General features: G+C 58.5%; 20 protein-coding genes. 8 read left to right on the forward strand and 12 right to left on the reverse strand.

Annotation, left to right across the window (positions count from 1 at the left end; genetic code table 11):
* Positions 1 to 332: 332 nt before the first annotated feature.
* Positions 333 to 785, forward strand: a complete 453-nt coding sequence (locus HBA49_RS12990; RefSeq protein WP_225865994.1) for a transposase family protein — start codon at positions 333 to 335, stop codon at positions 783 to 785.
* Between the two features lie 127 nt (positions 786 to 912).
* Here the strand turns inward: HBA49_RS12990 and HBA49_RS07360 are convergent, their stop codons facing one another.
* A complete protein-coding gene (locus HBA49_RS07360) occupies positions 913 to 1,122 on the reverse strand; it encodes a hypothetical protein (RefSeq protein ID WP_162019718.1) in 210 nt (69 codons plus the stop codon).
* A gap of 41 nt (positions 1,123 to 1,163) precedes the next feature.
* On the opposite strand from HBA49_RS07360, the gene HBA49_RS07365 reads away from it, so the two are divergent.
* Positions 1,164 to 1,553 carry a hypothetical protein gene (locus HBA49_RS07365; protein WP_225865993.1) on the forward strand — a complete coding sequence of 130 codons (390 nt, stop codon included), beginning with the start codon at positions 1,164 to 1,166 and terminating at the stop codon, positions 1,551 to 1,553.
* A 679-nt stretch (positions 1,554 to 2,232) separates the two neighbouring features.
* On the opposite strand, the gene HBA49_RS07370 is transcribed toward HBA49_RS07365, so the two are convergent.
* The 7 genes from HBA49_RS07370 to HBA49_RS07400 form a co-directional block, all read right to left on the reverse strand.
* Positions 2,233 to 2,439 carry a PspC domain-containing protein gene (locus tag HBA49_RS07370; protein WP_005527045.1) on the reverse strand — a complete coding sequence of 69 codons (207 nt, stop codon included), beginning with the start codon at positions 2,437 to 2,439 and terminating at the stop codon, positions 2,233 to 2,235.
* A 38-nt stretch (positions 2,440 to 2,477) separates the two neighbouring features.
* A complete protein-coding gene (locus tag HBA49_RS07375; RefSeq protein ID WP_005523325.1) occupies positions 2,478 to 2,864 on the reverse strand; it encodes a PspC domain-containing protein in 387 nt (128 codons plus the stop codon).
* A gap of 235 nt (positions 2,865 to 3,099) precedes the next feature.
* The gene (locus HBA49_RS07380) at positions 3,100 to 3,567 is read right to left on the reverse strand and encodes a MarR family winged helix-turn-helix transcriptional regulator (protein WP_005523327.1); all 468 of its coding nucleotides are present in this window, start codon (positions 3,565 to 3,567) and stop codon (positions 3,100 to 3,102) included.
* Positions 3,568 to 3,760: 193 nt separating this feature from the next.
* Positions 3,761 to 6,364 carry an AAA family ATPase gene (locus HBA49_RS07385; protein WP_005527486.1) on the reverse strand — a complete coding sequence of 868 codons (2,604 nt, stop codon included), beginning with the start codon at positions 6,362 to 6,364 and terminating at the stop codon, positions 3,761 to 3,763.
* A gap of 6 nt (positions 6,365 to 6,370) precedes the next feature.
* Positions 6,371 to 7,519: a metallophosphoesterase family protein gene (locus HBA49_RS07390; RefSeq protein ID WP_005526965.1), complete on the reverse strand. Its 1,149-nt coding sequence runs from the start codon at positions 7,517 to 7,519 to the stop codon at positions 6,371 to 6,373.
* A 7-nt stretch (positions 7,520 to 7,526) separates the two neighbouring features.
* Complete coding sequence (locus HBA49_RS07395; protein ID WP_005527418.1) at positions 7,527 to 8,483, reverse strand: SWIM zinc finger family protein; 957 nt, start codon at positions 8,481 to 8,483, stop codon at positions 7,527 to 7,529.
* Entirely contained in the window at positions 8,484 to 11,648 is a 3,165-nt protein-coding gene (locus HBA49_RS07400) for a DEAD/DEAH box helicase (protein ID WP_040432244.1), read from the reverse strand. It lies immediately after the preceding gene.
* A gap of 142 nt (positions 11,649 to 11,790) precedes the next feature.
* On the opposite strand from HBA49_RS07400, the gene putP reads away from it, so the two are divergent.
* On the forward strand, positions 11,791 to 13,314 hold the full coding sequence (putP, locus tag HBA49_RS07405; protein WP_005527293.1) for a sodium/proline symporter PutP: 1,524 nt from the start codon (positions 11,791 to 11,793) through the stop codon (positions 13,312 to 13,314).
* On the opposite strand, the gene HBA49_RS07410 is transcribed toward putP, so the two are convergent.
* Positions 13,311 to 14,399 carry a transposase gene (locus HBA49_RS07410; protein ID WP_005526975.1) on the reverse strand — a complete coding sequence of 363 codons (1,089 nt, stop codon included), beginning with the start codon at positions 14,397 to 14,399 and terminating at the stop codon, positions 13,311 to 13,313. The genes putP and HBA49_RS07410 overlap by 4 nt on opposite strands.
* Before the next feature lie 31 nt (positions 14,400 to 14,430).
* Positions 14,431 to 15,861: a transposase gene (locus tag HBA49_RS07415; RefSeq protein ID WP_005527079.1), complete on the reverse strand. Its 1,431-nt coding sequence runs from the start codon at positions 15,859 to 15,861 to the stop codon at positions 14,431 to 14,433.
* 262 nt (positions 15,862 to 16,123) lie between these two features.
* On the opposite strand from HBA49_RS07415, the gene HBA49_RS07420 reads away from it, so the two are divergent.
* The 5 genes from HBA49_RS07420 to HBA49_RS07440 all read left to right on the forward strand — a co-directional run bounded on the left by HBA49_RS07420 (position 16,124) and on the right by HBA49_RS07440 (position 20,229).
* Positions 16,124 to 16,759 (forward strand): GmrSD restriction endonuclease domain-containing protein, encoded by a 636-nt coding sequence (locus tag HBA49_RS07420; RefSeq protein ID WP_050773734.1) that lies wholly within the window; start codon positions 16,124 to 16,126, stop codon positions 16,757 to 16,759.
* A gap of 55 nt (positions 16,760 to 16,814) precedes the next feature.
* Positions 16,815 to 17,294, forward strand: a complete 480-nt coding sequence (locus HBA49_RS07425; RefSeq protein WP_040432331.1) for a hypothetical protein — start codon at positions 16,815 to 16,817, stop codon at positions 17,292 to 17,294.
* Positions 17,295 to 17,602: 308 nt separating this feature from the next.
* Entirely contained in the window at positions 17,603 to 18,034 is a 432-nt protein-coding gene (locus HBA49_RS07430; protein WP_005527197.1) for a hypothetical protein, read from the forward strand.
* A 2-nt stretch (positions 18,035 to 18,036) separates the two neighbouring features.
* Positions 18,037 to 19,560, forward strand: coding sequence for a sensor histidine kinase (locus tag HBA49_RS07435; RefSeq protein WP_005527135.1), 1,524 nt, complete (start codon positions 18,037 to 18,039; stop codon positions 19,558 to 19,560).
* Positions 19,561 to 20,229 (forward strand): response regulator transcription factor, encoded by a 669-nt coding sequence (locus tag HBA49_RS07440; protein WP_005523353.1) that lies wholly within the window; start codon positions 19,561 to 19,563, stop codon positions 20,227 to 20,229.
* A 117-nt stretch (positions 20,230 to 20,346) separates the two neighbouring features.
* Here the strand turns inward: HBA49_RS07440 and HBA49_RS07445 are convergent, their stop codons facing one another.
* Positions 20,347 to 22,512 carry a DEAD/DEAH box helicase gene (locus tag HBA49_RS07445; RefSeq protein ID WP_005527301.1) on the reverse strand — a complete coding sequence of 722 codons (2,166 nt, stop codon included), beginning with the start codon at positions 22,510 to 22,512 and terminating at the stop codon, positions 20,347 to 20,349.
* A gap of 59 nt (positions 22,513 to 22,571) precedes the next feature.
* Positions 22,572 to 24,164, reverse strand: a complete 1,593-nt coding sequence (locus tag HBA49_RS07450; protein ID WP_005527162.1) for an MFS transporter — start codon at positions 24,162 to 24,164, stop codon at positions 22,572 to 22,574.
* Between the last annotated feature and the right edge of the window lie 78 nt (positions 24,165 to 24,242).

Genomic DNA, 24,242 nt, shown 5'->3' on the forward strand with positions numbered 1-24,242 from the left:
GTTTATGATTCTATCGAACAGCCACTTAACAAAAGATTAACACAAAATAAACTTTATAAGAAACTAGTTTTAGGAAGCTTGTTCAGGCGTTTTTAAATAGGGCCCTCACTACCCGGTAACTGATCACTCCCGAAAACATAGGAAAACGAGGCCGGTAGTGTACTTATAGTAAGTGTGAACAAAAATAAAATACTCTATCGACCCCGCGCACCGCTGATCCTAGCACACTCACCACAGATAATCTCCTCACCCTAGCGAACATCATCACCACATCAAACATCCCACACCACCATCCACCAAGCCTCGGGGTGTTCACTAGTGTGCAGGTCACCATGCTCTACCTGCAAGAAAACCTAAGGCAACAAACCCTAGCTGGTATTTTTAGCACGTCCCAACCCACTATCTCCAGGGCGATCAATACTGTATTGAACATCCTTAACATAGTGCTCCCACCCCCACCACAACCCAAAGACCTTAGGCCTCAACGGCTATACGTGTTAGACGACACTCTCGTGCCCTGCTGGTGGTGGAAAGAAACAAGAAGCCTCTATAGCGGGAAACACCACAAAGCGGGCTATAACCTTCAAGTTTTAGCAGACCAGGCTGGTGAAATATTCTATATTTCACCATCGCTACCAGGATCAACACATGACATCACAGCTATACGACACACCGGCCTATTCAACCACATGCCATCGTGGCATTGCACCGTGGACAAAAGATATATCGGGTTAGGGTGTAATACGCCTTTTAAGAGAAGACCAGGCAAGCCCTTGCTGGACTGACAGAAACGGTTTAAGACAGGTATCAACCAGATCCGCTATGTAGTGGAACGGTCTATCGCCCACCTCAAAACCTGGTGAATACTATCCATCCCCTGCTGTCTCCCCCAAAACACAACCATCCGAGCAATCAACGTGATTCGCCGGTTGCTTCATTACGAAGATTGACGACTGGGCACTTAACTTTTACAGTGCCTCGAAAAGTTAAGTAGAGATCGCTTTCTGCAACATTGCTATCTAAAGTGTTAGCTGGGGTGGCAATTGCCACCCCAGCTAATCCGAAAAACGCCATGGCTGAGCCAATAATAGCTGCACATACCAAGCGAAAAGGTTCTCTCATGATACAGGACTCCTTTGAAAGAGAACCGAAAGAGAATGCAAATGATGGAACAAAAACTTGTAGAAGAGGTACACCTGTACTGTTCCCCATTGGAGCTTGAAGAATTTATTCAGCACTTTTGCAGTTCGTTTATTCAAAAGTTTGATGAAATAGCAGATCTGTCTACTTTTTCTGTGGAAAAAGAGTCGGATGACTACGATTTGTCTAGCGAAAACACAGGTAAAAGTAACTTTGAAGATCGCCAAAATTATGTTTTAAAGCAGAAATTTACCTGCATGATTCATGAAAAAGACGGTGAACCCTGCGAAGAAGACCTAGATCTGATAAGCGATAGAATATTTGAAGTCGTTAAGCAAAGCATTGGCAGTATCCCTTACTTCAGCTTCCTTGGTTTTGAAGATAATTCTGATGAAGACAATCAACCGTCATAGTCGTATCCCTTACCAATCTAGTAGAGGTATTAGAACACATCGACGTCGCAAGGCACATTCAAGCCTGGCACCACAAAGATTTTCTCCACGGTCTAATAAAAGAATCAGTTCCCCCAGCGTCATTCGCTGATCTGCTGAGCATGTCCACGGTGGAAAGGATGTAGCCCCCCACTCCCCCACACCCGCCATACATGGAAAGGATGGGTCGCGGCATGGTGCCTTACGACCCATCGGGGTTAATAAACGTCATGGTTTCTTTGTGATGAGGCTAGCGAATAAACCACCACCTAACAGTCAAAGAGTGGACTTTCTGGATGCATCCACTGCCCATAATAGTCCCGTTTGCTGGGGTCGGCAAGAAAAATCTTGCACCCAACAAAGGCTGTTGGTGTGCAAGATTTTTATAGTAACCGCACTCGCAAATAGCGGACGCCCCGCCTTGCGGGTTCTTGACAACGCTTTACGACGTCGCCAGTGGTGGCGTGGCAGGACCATGCCTCCCCACCACAAGAATAAATTATAGCACAATAGCTACTTATGGTTTTGGGTTAATGATAGCGGAAGCCCGGACCGCATCTTATGCAAGGCGCAGTCCGGGCTTCCGGCTTCTCTTCAGTTTGGTTGTATGAGACAAGAGGACTGCTCATGTCAACAACCAATCCTTATATTAATCCGAACCCTAGTTCGGAGGCATAATGATCCAGGCCAGCACGTATAACACCCACTGCGGTCCGGGGAGCAGGAAGCTACTTCCAACGAATAAGATCCGAAGTAGCGTCACATCCCACCCGTAGGTGTCGGCGATTCCTTGGAACACGCCGCCCACCCACTTATTGATGGTGTTACGGTGAAGCCGGCGTTGCAGCATAGGCGCGGGGTATGTCATGATGGGCCTCCTTCAAATATCTCTGGGTGGTTCCGGGCTTAATAGCCGATCCCTTTGGGGATGATGGCCCAGGCAATGAAGTAGAAAATACATTGCGCGCCGGGCAGCACCAGGCAACTGAGCACGAAGAGGAGCCGCAACAGGTTGACGCTGATGTCGAACTTATTGGCGATTCCCGCGAGGACGCCGCCGAACCAGTTATTGGTCATGTCCCGCACCAGGGGGCGTTCCATAGGCAGTACCGGCATTGACGAAGCCGGATCCATGTACCCCAACCCAGTAGCATAGGTGGGCTGATCCACCACACCATACATGCCATAGGTGGTGCCGGAGAGCGGGTCGGTGGCAACTGTCGTTTCCGTGATGGGCGGCAGGTTCACCTGGGTGTCAGCGGCAGCGGTGGCGTTGTAGTTGGGGTAGCTCATGGGAATCGACCTTTCTGAAAAATTTGTTGGTTGCTGTTTCTGTTTCCTATTGTTCCGGTTTACCTGCGTTGATGCATCAGGGATACCCCCGATCTTTTCCCTGAAAGTATTTCCCTGGGATTTTGCCAGGAAAACCCAGGGTTTTCCCTGGTAACCCCCTGAGGGCTTCGTTCTTGCTTTCCCCCGTGAAGCTAGCAAGCATCCTCCCAACGGCTGATGGCCTCCACCGTAGGTACTAGTTTCTTGCTAGTCCCACAGGTTGATCGAGGATGTGTCGTAAGAATTTTGATACCGGCTCTAGCAGGTCCGGGTCGAGGTTATTGAATATGACGTCTCGCACCGATTCCACGTGTGAGGGGGCTGCGTTGCGGATGCGGCGGTCTCCTTCGTCGGTAAGCTCTATTATCACTCCCCGACCGTCACCTATACAGCGGCGCTTGGTGAGCAATCCCCGCTTTTGCATGCGGCTCACCTGGTGTGATGCTCGGCTGCGGTCCCAATTGAGTATATTACACAGGTCACGGAGCCGTATTTCTTTCTCGGGGCTTTCGGACAGGTTGACGAGGACCGCAAACTCCGCGCTAGTGAGATTATGATCGTCTTGCAATACGGTTTCTATATGATGATTGACTTTCCTCGATGCGGCAAGTAGCAGTCGCCAAAATTTTTGTTCATCATCGCTAAGCCAATTCGGATTCTTCATGGTTACCTATTAAACAGGATAACGCTATATTTTTGCGTCATCCAGTATCTTTTTTGCCAAATCGTTAGAAAATTTCTCGTTACTATATCACTATCCCACCATATTGTTGATGTATCAATCATTTGGTGGGGCGTGTCGACCATGTGCCAAACGACAGCACCGACTCCCCCACCATCAAGCGAGAATCCCGGCGTTAGTCGTCGAAAAGCTGCAGGCCACGCAGGGGCCGTTCCACCCGACCGGACACCGCGGCATAGCGCTCCGGGGCGCACGTCAACACGAACACCTGACGTTGCTTGCCCATTTCGGCAAACACCGCCCCCATCGCCATGAGCCGCCGGGCATCACTCGACCCCAACACGTCGTCGAAGAACACCGGCACCTGGGCGTCGCTGACCAGGCTGGCGATCGCAAACCGCGTGAGGATCTCCAACTGCTCCTGCGCCCCACCCGAGAGCTGGCGCACATTCATGTGCTCCCCCACCGCGCTGACCCGCTGTGTCAGCTTCAACGTGTCGTCCAACACAAACTGCACACCCGACCCAAACACCGGCTGGGCCAGCCTAGATAGTTCGTCAACAAACGGCTGAGCGTACCTCGCGTGCGCCGCCCGCTGGTGCCGCACCACCGTCTCATACAGCAGCTTTGCCGCCTGCGCCCTGCGGGTTTCCGCAGCCAGGCGCCGCTCGGCGGAAATCTTCTCCGCCTGAAGCCGATCGTGATCCTCGGCGGCGCCGACGCTCGCCTCAATATAGCTACGATGCTCGGCGATGCTGGTGGCGGCGTCCCGAACATGGTTCTCCAAATACTCAACATGCGCCTGGGCCGCCTCGTAGAGCTGCTTCTTCGCGATGGGAGCGGCCTGTTTCAGCTGCTCCGCAATTTCGTCGCGGGCGGCGGTCACCTCATCCAACGCGGCGCGCTCGGTGACGCAGTCGGCCCGCAGCTCGTCAAGACTCGGGGAATCGACAACCCGTTCGAGTTGCTCGGTGGTGACCCGGGCGGCCTCCCGGGCATCCGCAAGCACCGCCTCATGCACCGCAAGCGCCTGGGCGGCCGGCCGGTCAGCAAGACTCACCAGGGCGACGTCAGCTTGTTCCCGATCCGCCACCGCCGCGGCAAGCGCCTGGCTCGCCGAGGTCACCGCGGCCTCCGCCTCAGCCAGGGTAACGTCAACCTCTACGGGTTCGGCGTCAAGCGCCGCATCCAGCTCATCCAGGCTCAACTCCCCCAGAAGCACATCGTGCTGGGTGGCGAGCAGCTTCAGTGTGGACTGCGCCTCGGTGTAGGCGGTCCGGGCCGCCCGGGCCTCAGCGAGGGTCGCAAACCCATGCTTGGCAATGAGATCAGCCAAGTCCGCCTCCGCCTGGGCCACCGCATCGTGGGTTTCGGTGTCCCCGGCGCCAGGGGTGATGGTGATGGTGACGTCCCCGACGGTCAGGGTAGTGGTGTCGGCGACCACATGTTCGAATTCCGCGTCCGCGGGCTCCCCGTTGAGGGTGAGTTTCGTGGCCGCCGGCGCCTGCACCGCGAGCTTGGGGGCCCGCAGCTCGTGGGTGTGCCGGGCCAGGCGCACCGCGGATTCGGCCGTCTCGTACTGGGTGACGGTCGCCGCGGCCACCTTGGGGACGGCAACCAGTGTGCGGCGTTGGGCGGCAATATCGTCGAGGGCGCGGCGCAGTTTTTCCAGCTCGGCTCGCCGCTGTTGGCTGGCTGCCGCGTCGCGGGTGGCGGTGGCTGCCCGCACCGCGTCGTGGGCTTGCTTTTCCGCGGCCACGGCTGCAGCGCGCGCGGCGGTGAGCGTTGCGCTGCGCTCGTCCTCCGCCTCGGCGGCCTGGCGCAGGTCAACCAGGGCGGCTTCGAGCTTGTCGACGCGCTCCCGGCCGGCCCGTTCGTTTTCTACGAGCTCCAGGCGTTTCGCCAAGGCGGCCTCGGCGGCCTGGAGTCGCACCCGGGCCAGTTCCTGGTCCCGGTCGAGTTGTTCGGCCTGGTGCTGAATCTGCCGGGCAGCCTCGTAATCCTCGTGGCAGGCGTCCCGGATCTCCCGCAGCCCCGGCAGTTCGCGTTCGGCCGCCACCCGGGCCGTGGCGATGCGCTCGACCTCCGCAACATGGTGGCGCAGCTCCTCAAGCCGGCTGGCGGCGTCTTGGGCGGCCTGGGTGGCGGCCGCCACCCGATCATGGTGGGCCTGGAACTGCTTGGTGGGCTTTCCTCGCTGCGTGTAATACTTGTGGTATTCGCCGATGATGCGGGCCAGGAGCGGCCCGGCCTCCGCGTCCCGGGTTTGAGTGTGACCACCATCCCCGATGCCGCTCACCCCGCTGGCTTCCGCCAGGGCCTGCGTGAGGGAGGTAATGCCCCCCAACACCAGCGGGTGCACCATGCTGCCCTGCCGGTTATACAGGGCGGTAAACAGGGTTTGGTCAACATGCTTGTGAAAGAATTCTTCGAAACGCTGTTCGGCATCACCACCGGTGTAGCTGCCGTCACCCGAAATGGTGAGCTCGGCCCTGGGGGTTTTCAACCACTGCTTGAATAGTCGAACATTCTTTCCCCCCAGGGTGAGGTTCACGGTCACCTGCGGGCCGACGTCGCTGCCCAGGGGTTGGGTGTCTTTCACTGCCTGAGCCCGGGACGAATGCTTGGTGTGCAGCACCTGGGCTATGGCCTCTAGGACGGTGGATTTGCCCTGCTCGTTATCGCCATGGATGACGAAAACTCCATGGTCGGGAATGTTGGACCATCGAAGATGCCGGATGGTTTTGAAATCTCTAATTTCAATATCGGTGATCAGCATCGTTGGTTACACCTCGTTATGGAGTTGGAACAGCAGGTTGAGGGCGTCGGAGGCAACCGGGTCAGTATCGGTGGCCAGCTCCTGGGCGGCGGCCAAGACGAAGCCGGAAAGATCCAGGTCCGCAATGTCCACGTCGGTGGCCGCAGTGGTGAGATTCATGGTTCGAGTGCGGGGATAGAGGTGGGCGAACAGGGGCCGCAGGCGGGCAAGTTCCGCCTCCAGGTGTTGGCGGGTGGCGAGGTCTACCGCGCCCACCAGGGAGTATTTAATAACGGTCCGGTCCTTGCGCGGGTAGGCGTCCAATTGGGTGATGAAGTCACGCACGTCATCAAGGCTGTTGACGTCGGCGCTGATGGCGTCGAACCGCCACGTGCCGATCTGGGTTTCGGTCACCGTCACCTCGGCCTGGGCCGCCGCAGACTTGGCAATGTCCACGATGAGCGCCTTACCGGAATTATTTTCCCCCTGACCGCTGGGCAGCTCTCTAAAGGCGGTAACCTCGGGGGCACCGGAGAACCAGATGGCGCCGGTGTCGCTAAGGCTCATGGCGGAGTGGGTGTCCCCCAGGGCCAGGTAGTCGATGGTGCCGCCGCGGATGGCGGTCTCCACCGTGTCCCGGTCGATGATGTCCATGCGAATGTCGTTGCTGCGGTTATCGAGCTGGCCGTGCCCCACGACGATTCGGATGGTGGCGGCCGGCTCCAGGTCGGCAATGGCATTGGATACCAGGTCGCAGCTGGGGGTTTTGCTGTGCCAAGGGGCGCCGATGAGCTCCACGCCGGGGGCGACCTCGATGGGGGTGCTGTCGGTGAACACATGAATCCTGGGGTGGGATTCGGCGCGGTAGAAAATGCTGTCGGCGGTCAGCGGATCGTGGTTACCGGGGAGCAGGTACACGTCAACAGGGAGGGCCGCCAAGGCGGCAAGGGCACGCTCCCGGGTCTTGGTGAAGATGGAATTATGTTCGAATACATCGCCAGCAACGATAATGAAATCACACTGGTATTCGATGGCTTTTTCTCCGAGGCGAGTGATGGCCTCGACGCGGGCGGCGTCGAAAAGCGCCTGAGCATCTTCGGTTTCCTGTAGAAACCAGCGGGTCATGCCTAGTTGCAGATCGGAAGTGTGAAGAAATCGGGTAGTCAGCGCGGTCATTATCACCCTATGTTTCGTGCGTAAGATTGTAGTACAAGTCTTCGATGTCAGATACGGCGCATAGTTCATCCACGCTGGTGTACGAAATGGTCCGCATGGCCTTGTGGAGGAGTTCTTCGTCCGAGTCGGCAAGAGCAGACTGGGTTTTCAGCTGGGGAATCTCCGGCAGAGGGCCGCCGTTCCAAAACCGGTCAGTGGCCGCGGCAATGGCCTCGGGCGACGGCGCCTCCGCCTGCGGTTTCTGCCTCGCCCCCGACGCCCCAGCAGGTACAGATGTTTCGGGCTCCGCCCCTGCCGACCCTGCCGGCTTCGGCAGCCGCATATCGGCCAAGTTCAGACCCCGCAGCTGAAACACCAGCCCCGGGTCGGCCGCCACCCGGTCCGCAGCCGCCATCATGGTCGCCACAACGTGCTTACACACCTTCGCCTTGTCCGGGCAATCGCAGTAATACCGCGCCTTATAGGGGTGGCCGCCAAATAAAATCTTAAGCATGTCCGGCGAAAACTGCCCGGACCGCACCGCCTGAATCCCGCCATCGAGCTGGGAAATCAAGTCCGGCAGCCGCGCCAACTGCGGGTCGGTGCGGGGCGGGAACATGATGGCCACCGAAAACGGCTGCGGCTGGGAACCAATAACCTTCGCGGTAATAGATCCCGGCACAAACTCCAGGTTCATCACGTGGCCGCCCTGATAGTAGCCTCGCCCCCGGCTCATCCTGCCATTATCCGATTGGGTGAATGCCAGATCGGTGAGCCAGTCAGCGGCCGTACTGCGGGTCCCCTTGGCCGTCGCCCGCGCCCTCGTGGTCTTCCGCCGCGGCTTATAGGAGGGCGCATCCGGGTCAGTAAATGTGTCACGGCCGGCGACAGGCGTATAATCCCGTGCCCCAAAATTCACGTAGATGACGTTGCCTACCTGGGGCGACCTACGCGACGACCTACGCTCTTTCCCATCGAATGCCACTTATTCCATCTCCCGATAACTCAGCAATGTGGCCAGCTCCGCGTCGGAAAGCTCCGTCAACCAGCCCTCACCCTGGGCGATCATGGCCGCCGCCAGCTCGGACTTGCCCGAAATAATGTCGTGAATCCGCTCCTCGACCGTGCCTGCCGTAATCAGCTTATACACAAACACGTTTTTGTCCTGCCCAATGCGGTACGCCCGGTCCGTCGCCTGGTTTTCCACCGCGGGATTCCACCACCGGTCCATGTGCACCACGATGTTTGCCGCGGTGAGGTTGAGGCCGGTGCCGCCCGCCTTGAGCGACAACACCATTGCCGGCGCCCCATCCGGCGCCTGAAATTGTTGCACCATTATATCCCGCCCGCTTTTGCTCACCCCGCCGTGGAGAAACGGGATTTTCTGCCCATAATAGTCGGAGAGATAAGGGGTGAGCATGTCCCCAAACGCCTTGTATTGGGTGAAAATGAGTACCTTTTCGCCGTGGTCGCGGGCGTTCTCCACAATTTGCATAAGTTCTTCCACCTTGCCAGAGCGGTGATGGTTCCCCCGCAACATGGGGGATCCGTCGCCGAGGAAATGCGCCGGGTGATTACAAATCTGTTTGATTTTGGTCAGTGACGCGAGCACCAGGCCGCGCCGCCCTATGCCTTCGGCCTGTTCCAGCTGGGTGGTGAGATCATTCACGTATGCGGTGTAGAGGGCGGCTTGTTCCTTGGTGAGGTCCACGGTGATGACGGTTTCGGTTTTTTCGGGGAAGTCCCCAATGATGGCCGGGTCGGATTTGAGCCGGCGCAATATAAACGGCGCGGTAAGGTTGCGCAATTGTTCCTGTTTTTTCTCATCCCCAGTGACTTCGATGGGTTTAGAGAAGTGGTGTTTGAAAAATGAGACGGAGCCGAGGATGCCGGGGTTGCAGAAGTCCAGGATGGCGCGCAGCTCCAGCAGGCGGTTTTCCACCGGGGTGCCGGTGAGCGCCATGCGGTGGTCGGCTGGCAGGGAGCGGACGGCCTTGGAGATTTTGGTGCTGGAGTTTTTGATGTGTTGGGCTTCGTCGAGGGTGACGCGATGCCAGTGTTGCTGCCCCAGGAGTTGGTAGTCGCGGCTGGCAACACCGTAGCTGGTAATCACAATGTCGTAGTCGGTGACGGTGCCGAGAAATTCTTGGTCTTTTTTGCGTTCGGTGCCGTGGTGGACCAGGATTTTCAGGTGAGGGGTGAATTTTTTCGCCTCGCGCGCCCAGTTGCCGACCACGCTGGTGGGGGCGATAACCAACGACGGCCCCACCTTTCCCACCTGCCCCGCAGATTCCGCTGTGGTTGGTTCGCGTTCGGAGCTGTCGCGTTCGGCGGCTTCGAGGGCGAGGAGTTGCAGGGTTTTACCCAACCCCATGTCGTCGGCGAGCACGGCGCCGAGGCCTTGGCGGGCCATCCAATACATCCAGTCCACGCCGCGGCGCTGGTATTCGCGCAGGCTGGCAGTCACGTTGGCGGGGATGGGGATGCGCCGGGGGGCGGGGAGTTCGTGCCTGATGGCGCCGCCGATGAGGCTGACCTGCCAGTCGTGTCCGGTGACCGCGATCGGGTCGGTGGTTTCGGCGGTGAGGTTGAGTTCCCGCAGCTCCTTGAGGCTGATTTCGCCGCTGCTTGGGTTATCGAGCGCCGCGGTGAGTTCCTCGATTGTGTGTTCGATTTCTGCGGTGTCGTCGCCGGCGGTTTTCGCGGCGGCGAGTAGTTGTTTGGCCTGCTTGAGTTGGTTCATGATCGAGCCTGTCGACGACTTACGCAGCTGCTCCATGTACTGGGAGATCGAACGAATGGACGCGGCGTCGGCGAGAACCCATTCTCCCCGCAGGTTAATCAGGCCGGATTTGGCTGCCACCAGGTCGGACATTTCTTTGTCCGTCAGGTCTATATCGCCGATGGACACCCGCCAGTCGAAGGCCACGATGTGGTCGAGGCCAAGTTGGGGGGCGGCGGTGGCTTCCTCGTCGTCGCGCAGATGCATGTGGGCGGTAACGGCTTGGCGGCGCCACATCCTGGGCAGCATCACGATAATGCCGCGCTCCCGGAGCCGGGGAACCGCATCATTGATGAATGAGAGAAGCTCGTCGGTGGTGAGGTACACGTCCCAATCCCCGGCGTTGTCGGCGTTACGAAGCACCGCCACCAGGGGCGAGTCGGGGTCGGGCCGGTCGGGATTGAGGTAGGGCGTGATGAGTTGGGCCTCGCGCCGCAGGGCGGTGATGCGGCGATTGGTGGCGTGGTCGAAGTTGGCAGGATGGATGGGCATGGGGGCATCCATCCCGGATCGCACCTGGACGCGAACAGGCCATATGGGCTGGGGGTTGCTGCCACCTGCCGGTTCGAAGTCGGGGCTCGGGTCGGGTTCCTCGATCATGAGCACGAGTTGGACGTCGATGGCAGCGATGGAATCGCGCCATTTATTGAGCGCGGAAACCAAAGGAGCGCCGCCCCGGCGCAGGGGGTTACTTTCGACAAGGGCGGCGGCGAAATCGTGCCAGGGGGTGGGTCGGGGTCTATGATATTCGGCGCTGATGAGGGAGTTGACGATCCAGTGGAGCAGTTCGTCAACGATATCTTCGACTATGGTGGGACCGCCGTTGATGGTGATGACGCCGGGGGCAGCTTTGGTCATGCTCACCAGCCAGCCGCGTTCGCCTAACCCGGCGGCGAGTTGCCAGGTGGGATACCATTGTCGCTCGAAAAAGCCGAGCTTGATGGTGACGCGGCCGGCCCGGGCGAAGGCGGTGAGCCCCCGGTACATGTGGGCGAGCCAGAGGAGGTCGGGGGCGAGGGTGGCGCGTTGCTCTGGGGTGGCCTGCGGCGAGCCTGCGGGATCATCCGTGCCCTTGGCGTCGTCGACAATGGCGGCAATGGCGGCGAGCACGGGCACCGCCTGTTCGGGGGTACAAGCAATGGTAGGTACGGGTAACTTGCGTTCTCTGCCTTTGGGAGTCATGAGGTGCATATCGACTCGGTGACGGTATCGTTTTCCGACGATAAGATCTTCGATCACCGGGGGAAAAGTGCCCGGGATAATTCCGCTACCAGTAACGATTTTATGCCCGTCTACTTGCTCAATCCACAAATGCAGGCCTGACTGTTTCTGCCAGAATCCGTGAATCAGATGTGTCACTGTGCCCATGTTTTTACAATACCTAACTCACCAACCCAACCATTTATACCCCCATTTGGGTGTGTTAAACACAATATTTTTCTACCCAAAAATTGACATTATAGGTTAAAGTGTGACCCACACTACCGAAATAGTTACGGAGAGACCATCGATGAGTGAACATACATGGAATGTTATAGCCATCATCATCTACATGTCGGTCATGCTCGGTATCGGATACTGGAGCTATCGCCAAACCGACGAATATGAAGACTACGTTCTAGCAGGCCGGGGGCTGAACCCCTTCGTGGCGGCGCTATCAGCCGGCGCCGCCGACATGTCCGGCTGGCTACTCATGGGCCTGCCCGGCGCGCTCTTCGTGTCAGGCATGTCCGAGCTGTGGATTGCCGTGGGGCTCTTAGCGGGCGCCTGGGCAAACTGGACCTATGTGGCGCCTAGGTTGCGCTCTTATTCGGAGGTGGCCGACGATTCGGTCACTATCCCATCGTTCTTTGAAAACCGCCTGGGTGATAAGTCGCGGACAATTAGATTGGTGAGTTCGATCATCATTGTCGTGTTCTTCACCTTCTATGTGTCGTCGGGCATGGTGGCCGGCGGTAAATACTTCGAATCCACGTTCGGCGGGGATTATCTCACGGGCATGCTCGTCGTGGCATTCATTACCGTGACCTACACCTTTATCGGCGGGTTCTTGGCGGTGTCGTACACGGACGCGGTGCAAGGCATGATTATGTTCTGCTCCTTGATCATTGTGCCGGTGATGGCGCTGTTGTATCTGGATGATCCGTCGTCAATATGGACGTGGGCAACGTCGAATTCGTATGGGCCGCACGCGGACGGGAACCCCCAGTATTTCTCGTTGATTAGCGGCATTTCGGCGGCAACAATTATTGGCAATCTGGCGTGGGGGTTGGGGTATTTCGGCCAGCCACATATTATCGTGCGGTTCATGGCGTTGCGCACGCCGAAAGATGCCCGAACCGGCCGGATGATCGGCATGAGCTGGATGTTTATTTCGATCATTGGCGCGGTGTTTATTGCGATCATTGGCACGGCGTTCTTCGGCCAAAACCCGGATTTGGCGATCACGGATACGAGTAAATACGAGTCGGTGTTCTTGGATATGGCCCGGATTTTGTTCCATCCGCTGATTGGTGGCCTGATTTTGACGGCGGTGTTGGCGGCGATCATGTCGACGATTTCGTCGCAGCTTTTGGTATCGTCCACGTCGCTGATTGAGGATATTTTCAAGATCGTGAAGAAGAAGCATCCTAGCCAGGATGTGATGATTAACCTGTCGCGTACCGCGGTGATTGTGGTGTCGGTGGTGGCCGGATTGTTGGCGGTGAACCCCAATAATTCGATCCTGGATTTGGTGGGCTTCGCATGGGCGGGCTTTGGTTCCGCGTTTGGGCCTGCGGTGTTGTTCATGTTGTATTGGAAGCGACTGAATGTGCAGGGCACGTTGGCGGGCATGATTGCCGGGGCCGTGGTGTGCGGCGTGTGGGGCAATACCGGGCTCAAGGATGTGGTCTACGAGATGGTGCCGGGCGTGATTGCGGCCACCGTCATCACGTATGTTGTGACGATTATGACCAAGCCCCCGAGCGAGGAGGTTGTGGCTGGTTTCGAACACGCGGTTGAGCGGGAGAAGGAGTTTTTAGCAAAAGCCTAACATTTTGCTTGTCGACGCCCTGTCGGTGGTTGTTCTTTCGTCTCGTAGTCGTAGAGCGCCACCCGCAGGGCGTCCATCATGCTTGTGGTGTCGGCGTGTGGCTTGCTGCGGGCCGCCTGCCGTAGCGCCCGGCTGCGGCTCCGGGACTGCGGGGTGGGGTCATCGAAGTGGACCGTGACGCCGGGCCAGGCGAGTTCGATGGCGTGTTTCAGGTGGGGGCTTTCGGGGCAGAAGATGGTGGGGATGGTGGTAACACCCCGCAAGCGGAGTTGGGTGCCGATATCTTCCCACACGTGGTCGGTGTCTGGCCATAGTCCCAGGGCTTGTTCGGTGCCGGTCTTGTCTATCCCGATGATGATGAATATACGCTGGTAGGAGTCGGCTATTTTCACGGTGATGGTGTCGACGACGAGCCGGGTGTAGCCGCCGCCCAGGTATCGGCGGTGCCACCGGTTGCTGGCGTTGGGGGACGCGGTTGGTGGGGGCGTTGCTGCCACCGGTTGTGGCATCTCTTCTTCTGGTTCGCTGGGCTCGTAAGGATCCGAGATGAGCTTGATCGCAAGCACCACACAAAGGATGAACACGGGGAACAGCAGGATGTTATCCCTACCCATAACGGCCACGGAGGCGCCACAGACCCACCCGGTAAGGGGTTTCGCCAGGAGGCACCACATGTAGGTTCGTGCCCCTAGGTGCAGGGAGGTCAGCAAGATGATGATGGCCGGCACCATGATGATTCCCCTGGCGAATCCGTCGAAGCATATGAATCCCACTGCCCCAAGGTAGAGGGCAAAGGCCACCCCGGGCCACATGAACGCCATGGTGGTTCCGATCACGCATCGGAGGACCAGTATTGCGGCGAGGGGAAAGACCCACATTGTGGTTGTGACGATGGGGAATCCCAGCATCGATGGTGTGGTGGTGGGTGGCGCGATCATGATATGGATGGTGCCGATGGCGGCCAACGCCCAAGCGAGTGCCAGGTCTTGCCACTGGTTGCGGGATTTGCGCAGCACAAACATGATGACCGCGATGGCCACTAGGAGGGACCAGGGCAGAAGAATGTCGTTGAAGAGATATGTCATTATTTCCCTCGCATGTCGCGGCGTCGAAAAGCTATTCGACGCTTGATGTGAGCCGGTGAGGGTATGTTTCCGCCCACTGGTTCATGAGTGGTTTCCAGCCGGTGCCGATGGTGATTTGGTAGGTTGCCTCGTGGTAGTACAGCTTCCGGCGCAGATATGTGGCCAGCTTGTCGCTGATGTTTGTATTGCTGTAGCAGACGTCTCTCATCGCGTGGATGACGGCGTTATGCCGGTCGTTCACGCGAACCATTTCCGCCTCCGACGACGAGACGTTCGGCATGATGCGATCGCACACGTGTTTCCACATGTCGTAGTGGTCAATGTCGAAGATTTCTATGGTGGCGTGCGGCCACAGGTCAGCGATGCACGACAGTGAGTCGGACGAGGCGGCGCAGCACAGCATGATCGGATCCCGCAGGCCACGGCGGGTGAGATTGGCGTGGATCTGCTGCCAGGACAGCTGGTTGCCTAGCCCATCGCTCACCCATACTCCCAGCGTGTACATGGTGCCGGCGGTGTCTATGCCGGTTATGATGCCCGCCCCTACCCCACCCTGGCGGAAGAATTGTTGTAATGGATGAACCCACAGTGTGGTTTCCTCGATGAGGAGCACGGGGTAGCAGGAATCCACGGGTCGATTCCACCACTGGTCGATGAGTTGCCGTTCCTTGGTAGCTTCTTCGCTCGGCCGTTCCATCACGGCATCGGGGTCCAGGAGCCGCACGGGATTAACGAATGCCACCATGACTCCGGCAATCAGCAGCCACGGATGTATTGTGTCGTAGCAGACGAGCCCGGCCAGGACCAGGCATGCCGCCCACGTCCCACGCAGCAGCATGGCCGCTTTGGCGGGCTGGCACCCCAGCGACAGCCACAAGGCAGCCAGGCTGATCACCGCAACCGTCGCCGCCGGTGATCCCGGGACGAAGTAGGCGCAATACATGCTGGCGCCGAGCAGCCCGGCCGCCAGGCTAACGCCAGACCACAGCATGGTGGCGCGACTCTTGCGACGCTGGGTGCCGAACACCACCACCGAGAGGACGGCAATCTCTGTCGCATAGTCACCGGTGGGCCGGCTGATGGCTACTACAGCTAGGCCAAGACTGAGCATGATGCCCGGCCGTACGGTGATGCGGGGCGAATACCGCCAGTGGTGGGCCGATAACACCATGCTTACGGTCGCCAGCGTGAACAGCCAGGTGGCGTCGCCTGCGGCGCCTCGGCAGTAAAAATGGTAGACGCCTATGAGGAAATATCCGAGCGACCAGGAGATTCCGGGCCAAAATATGCTATTCCGGCCCCGCACTAGGGCAACCGCGTGGTAGACGAAGATGATTCCGCCGGTGATGGCAACTAAAACCACCATGTTTGTCTGGCATTGCCACATCACAAAGATGCCTATGAGCATCATGACCGGAAAATACAGAACTGACGGCAACCATTTTTCTATGGGTTGTGCCACGGGAAATCACTCCAGGTTGGTGTTGGGTCGTCTTATGCCTAGTGAAAGCCTCCCCAGACTAGTTTTGTTCCCTGAAGTTGTAGGACCTCTGAAGTCTTCTCCCCTGTCCGGGGTGAAAACCCGCCCTTGGCGACGTGACCCCATGTCACGATGGCACATACGGCTGCAACCCCAAGCCCACCCCTCCCCCGTTTAGGGGTATTAACGGGCAATAGTTTCCACACCTGCCACCCATAATCCTTGCTCCCCAGTCCCATTGGGCATGCGAATCATACGACCTGTTTTCTCCGCCACCGGACTACTCATCACCGCAACCATCATCATGTGCCTCACCCTTTTACCCATCGGCTGCGAGCGGCGCAGCCCCAACATGACCACGCTCGCCCAAGTGCCGCAACGCCGCACCGTGGTGGGGTATGAGCGAACGGAATTCGGCGCCGGATGGGGTTCAAGCACGACCCGACCGGGATGTTCGGTGCGCGACGACATGCTGCGAACGCAGCTGACCGTGCTAACGGAATCCGACCGGTGCAAGCCGATTGCGCAGGGGATTTGCCCCTACTCGGGCCGAGTCATCAGCAGCGATCCCGCCATGGCGGCTGGGGAGCCGATCGAACTGGATCACATCTTTCCCCTGTCGGCAGCCTGGGACATGGGGGCGTACGCCTGGCCGATGGCGAAACGGTTGGCGTTCGCCAACGATCCGGCCAACCTGGTGGCCGTGGCCAAGGCCGAAAATCAGGCCAAGTCGGATTCTCTACCATCGGAATGGTTACCATCGGATAGTTCGCAGCGATGCTGGTATGTCAATCAATTGGCAGATATTGCTGTGACGTACGGGTTGGCGGTGTCGGCGGCAGATGCTGCCGTGATGCGTCACCAATGCCCCATGGGTTAATGTTTATACCTATTGTTCCACAATCTACAAAAAGGAAGTTGATATCAATATGATTATGGGTCCGCTCCTGACCATCGTCCACGTTCTCGCCGCCGTTCTGCTGCTCGGGCCGGTTACCGTCGCAGTCTCTCAATTCCAGGTGCAGGCGGTCAAAGCCTACGAAGGTGACACCGCCGCCGGGGGCGCCGCCCGCGTGCTCTACCGCATCACCCAAACCTACGGCATACTCTCCCTCCTGGTGCCCCTCGTGGGTTTTGCCATCATGTTCACCGGCGACTACTGGCACGAAGGCAGATTCCACACATCCCTGCTGCTGTCCATCATTGGCTGGGCCCTCCTGCTGTTTGTCATCATGCCCCGCCAGAAAACCATGATGGGTGCGCTCCGGCTCCTCCCCGAAGACGAACTCACACACGATTTTCAGGTTACCGACTGGAAAAAAGCCAAGTCGCAGCTGGCAATGTTCGGCGGAATCTTCTCGCTCCTCTGGGTCGTCACCGCAATACTCATGATGCTCCCCCGAATCATGGGGTAATTCGCGCGCGTTGCGACGTCGACAAGCGAGAAGCGATACGCAAGAACCCACGCCCGTTTCTTAACCCAAATGAGGGGAATATAAGACTAAGTTAACGTTTCTTCATCCTAAATTCATCTCTAATTCATAACAATGGGGCATAATAATTAAGGTACACCCGGGGGTTTCGTAATTTGATCCAGCTTTCCTCTGTGTGACATGGTGCAACCAGGTGACGTCGAAACGAACACATCGCCCCCGACTTCACTGCGGAAACACAATTTTGTGATAATTTTGTTACCTACGTATTTTTGGGAGCTTTTACGATCATGCCTTTTGCATCAAAACGATTCGCCCCGATCTTTGGCGTCGTCACACTCCTCATCTTAGTTGCCCTCGCCGGCTCAGCATTATCTAACTCAAAACGACCGCCAAATATTGGGCAAGCTGCCGCATCCGTTGAGCTTTCCGAACCCTCCGAACCCCAGGCAAACGCTGAAGCAGCCGCCGTTGCCGAACCCACCAGCGCCAGCGCCACCCCCACCCCAGCAGCTCCCGAAACCCAGCAACCCGCGGCAACCAACAATGGTGGTGGCGCCGCAGCCCCCGCCGTACCCCCCGCAGGCAACCCCAATCAGGGGTCCAATCCGCAATTGCAAATCCCTGGTGTTCCGCAAATTCCCCTGCCAGGAGGCTTACCTAATATTGTGATCCCCAACCCCCCACTGAATTATCACGATCTCAATATTAACTTGGGGTAATCATGGCTCGACACCTTTCCACCCCCAACACCACGGTGCTGTCTTCTCGGCTGCCGACCGGGCTCCCCTCCCGGCTCTCCCCCAATGCCAAGGTGCTCAAATCCATCAGATCCCGCATGATTGCCTGGATCATGCTTGTCGTCTTCACCGCGCTATCCTCGGTCCTCTACCTCACCGACGCGGTACGCCGCGGTGAAATCCACGACTCTGCCAATAATGCGGTGGAACAGGAAATCTCCGAATTCAACTCCTTTGTCAAAGACTCCCCCACCAGCTACACCAATGCCCGCCAATTAATCGAAGCCTACCTCACCCAAGAGCTCCCCCAGGGTGACCAAATCCTCCTCGGCGTCTACAAAGGCCGCATAGTACAACAAAGCGTCGACAAAGAAAAACTCACCAACCTACCCAAAGAGCAACGGGACCAGCTCTTAAAAGACATGTTCACCGGACCCAACAACTCCGGGATCACCAACAACATGCATTGGGCACGAGTCGAAATCACCACCCCCGGCCAGGACAAACCCGACTATTTCGCCACTGTGGTTTTCACCGACGACCTGTACCGCAACCTCACCACCCAGACTCAGCTGCTCACAACCTTAGGGCTGGTGGTCATGCTTATAGCCGTGATTATCGCCTGGCTCATCGCTAACCAGATTATTAACCCCATTAGGACCCTCCGCAATATTGCCAACCAAATCACCGACTCCGACCTCACCTCCCGCGTCCCCGTCGATGGCGAAGACGAAATCGCCGACCTGGCCGGCACTTTCAACCGAATGCTTGATCGAATCGACACCGCCTATAAGGCGCAGCGGCAATTCGTCGACGACGCCGGCCACGAGCTCCGCACCCCCATTACTGTCATCCGTGGCCACCTAGAACTCCTCGACACCGCCACCCACGATCAGCGGGAACGCAGCGTCAAACTGTGTATGGACGAACTCGACCGCATGACCCGCATGGTTAACGACCTATTAACCCTCGCCATTGCCGACGCGGACGGCCCCAGCTTCCTCCACATGCAACCCATCGACCTCACCGAACTCACGATCGATATTGAAGACAAGGCCGACATGGTCTCCGGTGGCCGGGCCAAGGTCACCGAAATCGCCGAAGGTTTTGTGTTAGCGGACGCGCAGCGCATCACCGAGGCTATTCTGGAATTAACCCGCAACGCAGTGAAATACACCAATGATGATTCCCCTATCATCATTGGATCCACCAATAAAGACGGTCAGGTTGGTTTCAGCGTCCGAGATTTCGGCCCCGGTATTGATAGTGCAACCCAAGAGATTCTCTTCCACCGATTCAATCGGGGCGAACAATCCCCCTCCTCCGACCAAGTACCGAAGAAAGGCGCTGGACTGGGTCTTTCCATTGTCAAAGTGATCGCCGAAGCACACGGCGGGCACGCTTGGGTAGACTCGACACCAGGCCTAGGCTCGACGTTTGGTATCACTTTCCCTGCAACTATTCCCCCAATCCAATCAGAAATCATTGATATTTATAAGGAGTATTAAATGAGCCGTATCTTAATCGCTGAGGATGATAATGGGATTGCAGAGTTCATTGCCCGAGGCCTAGAATCCGCAGGCTATTCCTGTGACGTGACCGACAATGGCCCCGTGGCTTTCGGCATGGCTAGGTCCGGCGCCTACCAGCTCATGATACTTGACCTGGGCCTCCCCAATATGGATGGCACCGACATTCTCGAACAGTTACGATCGTTGGGCACCACCTTGCCCATCATTGTGCTCACGGCCCGCACCGCCTTGGAGGACCGGCTGCGCACCCTAGAGGGGGGTGCCAACGACTACATGCCCAAGCCGTTCCAGTTCGCTGAGCTGCTGGCCCGGGTGCGGCTGCGCCTGGCCGAAAGCAACCCGGACATGAATGGGGCGAACAGCACCCAGATTCACCATAACGGCATGGTGCTGGATTTACGGGCCCATAGGGTGCTTATCGACGACAAATGGCGGGACCTCTCCCGTAGGGAACTGGGTCTGTTAGAGACCCTCATGCGGCATCCCCGGCAGATTCTTTCCCGGAGCCAATTGCTCAGCCAGGTGTGGGGGATGGACTTCGATCCGGGTTCGAACGTGGTGGATGTGTATATCCGCAGCCTGCGGAAGAAAATCGGCGCCGACAAGGTGGAGACGGTTCGGGGGTCCGGCTACCGGCTCAAATAGGATCTTCCGCCACCCGCTACCTGCCCCAAGACATAACACGGCCCACCACGCACCCGTATTGGTGAAAACCACTGGGTGTGTGGTGGGCCAACTATGTGTCACATGACTGGTGTGGGGTTAATCCCGCCAGTCGCGGTCGCCCCGATCACGGTTGTAGCCGCCCCGATCACGATCACCCCGGTCGCCGCGATCCCCGCGGTCACCCCGGTTATAGCCGCCGCGACGATCGTTCCAGTCGCCCCGGTCCCGGTTTCGGCCACCGTTACCCCGGTCGCGGTTGTAGCCGCCCCGACCGCCGCGATCCCCGCGATCATCCCAATCACGGTCGCCTCGATCGCCCCGGTTGTAGCCGCCGCGGCCCCGGCCGCCGGTGTCTTTCTCAATGTGAATCAGCTGGCCGGAAATGCGGGTGTCCCGCAGGTTATCAAACACCGACTTCGGCAACCCCTTGGGCAGTTCCACCAGGGTGAAGTCCGAACCGATGGTGATGCGACCAAAGTCCTTGTTGGACAGGCCACCCTCGTTTGCCAAGGCACCGACGATGGCGCCCGGGCGCACATGCTGCCGCTTGCCCACGGCCAACCGGTAGGTTTCCATGTCTTGGCTGCCCCGGTCGAACCGACCCCGGCCGCCCCGATCCCCACGATCGCCCCGGTTGTAGCCGCCGCGACGATCATCCCGGTCCCGGTCGAACCGATCATAGCCCCGGTCGCCGCGATCGTTTCGGTCGCGGTCTCGCCGATTGCGGCGCTTCTCCACCGGCGGCTCCGTCATCAGGAATTCGTCACCGGCCCGGGCCTGGGTGGCCAGGGCTGCGGCAATGTCTTCCAGCGGCACGTCGTGCTGCTCCGAATAGGCCTTGACCAGGTTACGGAACACCGCCACCTGGGTGTTTTCCAAAGATTCGGTGATGGAGTCCGCGAACTTGGCCTTGCGGGACTCATTGACCTCGTCGACGGTGGGCAATTCCATTTCCTGCAGGGGCGCATTGGTGGCCCGCTCAATATTCCGCAGGAAGCGGCGCTCCCGGGGGGTGACGAACAAAATCGCCTCACCGCTCCGACCGGCACGTCCAGTGCGGCCAATGCGGTGCACATAGGATTCCGTGTCGGAAGGAATGTCGTAGTTCAACACGTGGGAGATGCGTTCCACGTCCAGGCCGCGGGCGGCCACATCGGTGGCCACGAGAATATCGAGACGGCCATCCTTCAGCTGTTCAACGGTGCGTTCGCGCTGCTGCTGGGCGATATCGCCGTTGATGGCGGCCGCGTTGAAACCGCGGGCGCGCAGCTTCTCGGCCAATTCCTCGGTTTCGAATTTGGTGCGCACAAACATAATCATGGCCTCAAATTCGGTGACTTCGAGAATGCGGGTGAGCGCGTCCAGCTTATTGCGGTGGGCCACATTCAAGAACCGCTGGGTGATATTGGTGTTGGTGCGGGTTTCGGACTTGACCTGAATCTCGTGCGGGTCATTCATGTACTGCTTCGACAACCGGCGAATCCCGCTGGGCATGGTTGCGGAGAACAGTGCGACTTGTTTGTCTTCCGGGGTGTCCGCGAGGATGCGTTCCACGTCTTCCTGGAAGCCCATGTTGAGCATTTCGTCGGCCTCGTCAAGGACGAGGAACCGCAGTTCGGAAATGTCGAGGGAGCCTTTCTCCAGGTGGTCGATGACCCGCCCGGGGGTGCCCACGACGATTTGGGCGCCGCGGCGCAGCCCGGAAAGCTGAATGCCGTAGGCCTGGCCACCATAGATAGGCAGGACGGAAATATCGCCGTCGAGGTGGTCGACAAAAACCTGGAAGGAGTCGGCAACCTGGAGGGCTAGTTCCCGGGTGGGGGCGAGGATGAGTGCTTGGGGATGGCGGATGTCGGCGTCGATAAGCGACAAAATGGGCAGCGCGAATGCTGCGGTTTTGCCGGTGCCGGTTTGGGCCAGGCCGAGCACATCATGCCCGTCGAGGAGGACGGGGATGGTTTGGGCTTGGATGGGTGACGGGGTTTCAAACCCCACATTTTCTACTGCTTTGACTACAGGCTTGGGAAGGCCCAGCGTATCAAAGCTGGTGCCTGGGGTTTCTTCTGAGTCATTTTCATCAAAGTCGGTGGCCTCAGAAGTGTCCGCAACCCTGGAGTCGTCGCCACCCGGTTCCTCGACAACCACTTCGTCGAGGGTGATGGGATTGGGCGTGACTTCCTGCGAAGTTTCCTGAGATTCCGACACTACATTATTCTCATCCGGCTCGAAAGCGCTGCCGGTAGCGTCATCGGTAATACTCATTGCAGCACCACAGTACGCCATTTTGTGGCTAATAGCGAACCAGCACGACGCGTGTCTTATCAGATGTGATTTATCCTGGTGAGCTTTTCGACGGTGGGCAGGTCGGCGGGCGCCCAATCAAGTCCGGCAAGGTGCTGCGGGACCCGCCAGGCGATGGCCTGATGCTCCAGGGCCTGGGGCTCACCGGATTCTATGGTGCAGCGGTAGGTGCTGAGCGCAATATTATTGTGAATGGTTGTGGTGATTTTATCGCCGACGGTGATGACGCAGCCGAGTTCTTCACGGATTTCCCGTTTGAGGGCCTGCTTTGGGGTTTCACCGTTTTCGATTTTGCCGCCAGGGAATTCCCACATGTGGGTGTCGGCGCGCTGGGCTGCCAGAATCCGGCCGTCGCGGGTAATGACGGCACCAACAACCTCCGTGAGCTGGGTATCACCCAGATCGGATGGCCGGTGGAGGGTTTCCTTGGCCCGCAGCCAGGTTGCGAGGGCAACAAGGATGACGGCCCCGGCAATGAGGAATGCGTGTTTGTAACCGTATTGCTGCACCACCCAGCCGATAACCAGGGGCCCGAGAATGGTGCCGCAGTCGCCGGCCATTTGGAAGGCCGCCAGGGTTTTCCCACCGTTGCGATCGGAACCAATGATGTCGGCGAGGGCGGCCTGGATGGGCGGGTTGCTGAGCCCGGCCCCGAGGCCGGCAAAGGCGGAGAACACAACGAGAACCCCAAAGCTATGGGTGAACCCGAAACTGGCGGTGAAGACCATCGCCACGAGAAGCCCACAATAAATGGGGGGTTTGCGCCCAATGGCGTCGGCAACGCGCCCGGAGAATTGCAAGGCGATGGCGTTGCCCACGGCATAGGCGGAGAGCACGTAGCCGGCAATGGTGCCACCGTGGGTGAAGGTGGCCTCGACGAAAAGCGGGACCACGGCGACGCGCACCCCAAAATTCACCCACCCATTGGCGAACGAGGTCACGATAATGGCCCGATAGGTGGGGTGGCGAAGCGCCTCCATAACCCCCAATTCCAGCCGGGTGTCCTGGGATTGTGCCACACGGCTGCCAATATGTTTGGGCATAGACAGCCACACGACGAGGGAAGCCAAGGCCAGAAACAGCCCATAGATGAGGAATGGCCAGCGGAACCCCAAGACCGAGAGGAGCGACCCCAAGGCGGGGCCGAACACGGAGCCGAAGAGGAACCCGGAGGCATAGGCACCGGAGCAGCGGCCCCGGATGGTGGGCGGGGCAAGCCGCACGATGAGCCCCATGGCGGACACGGTAAACATGGTGGACCCAAACCCGGCAAGCCCCCGCAGGAGCACAAGATGCCAATACTCTTGGGCGGCGGCGATGAGCCCGGTGGTGACGGCAACGATGAGCAGACCGGTGATATACACCCAGCGGGCACCGAGTTTGTCAACAAGTTTGCCACCGGCGGGGGCGAACACTAGCCTAGTGAAGCTGAACGCGGAGATGACGGCGCCGGCCGCAACCGCACCGACACCGAAGCTGGTGGCAAGCTGCGGGAGGATGGGGGAAATGAATCCGTAGCCTAGGGCAATGATGAAGGCGGCAATCACCAAGATCCAGATTTCTCTGGGGATTCTCTCTGCCGGGCGGGCGGTTGGGTCACTGTTGGTAGTCATCGGTTTCTAGCGTAGACCTTGCCTAAGGAAAATCCGTAAAAAACCAACGGTCACCGAACATATTTTCGTATGCTTGGG

It is taken from the genome of Corynebacterium matruchotii (assembly GCF_011612265.2).
Taxonomy (GTDB): Bacteria; Actinomycetota; Actinomycetes; order Mycobacteriales; family Mycobacteriaceae; genus Corynebacterium; species Corynebacterium matruchotii.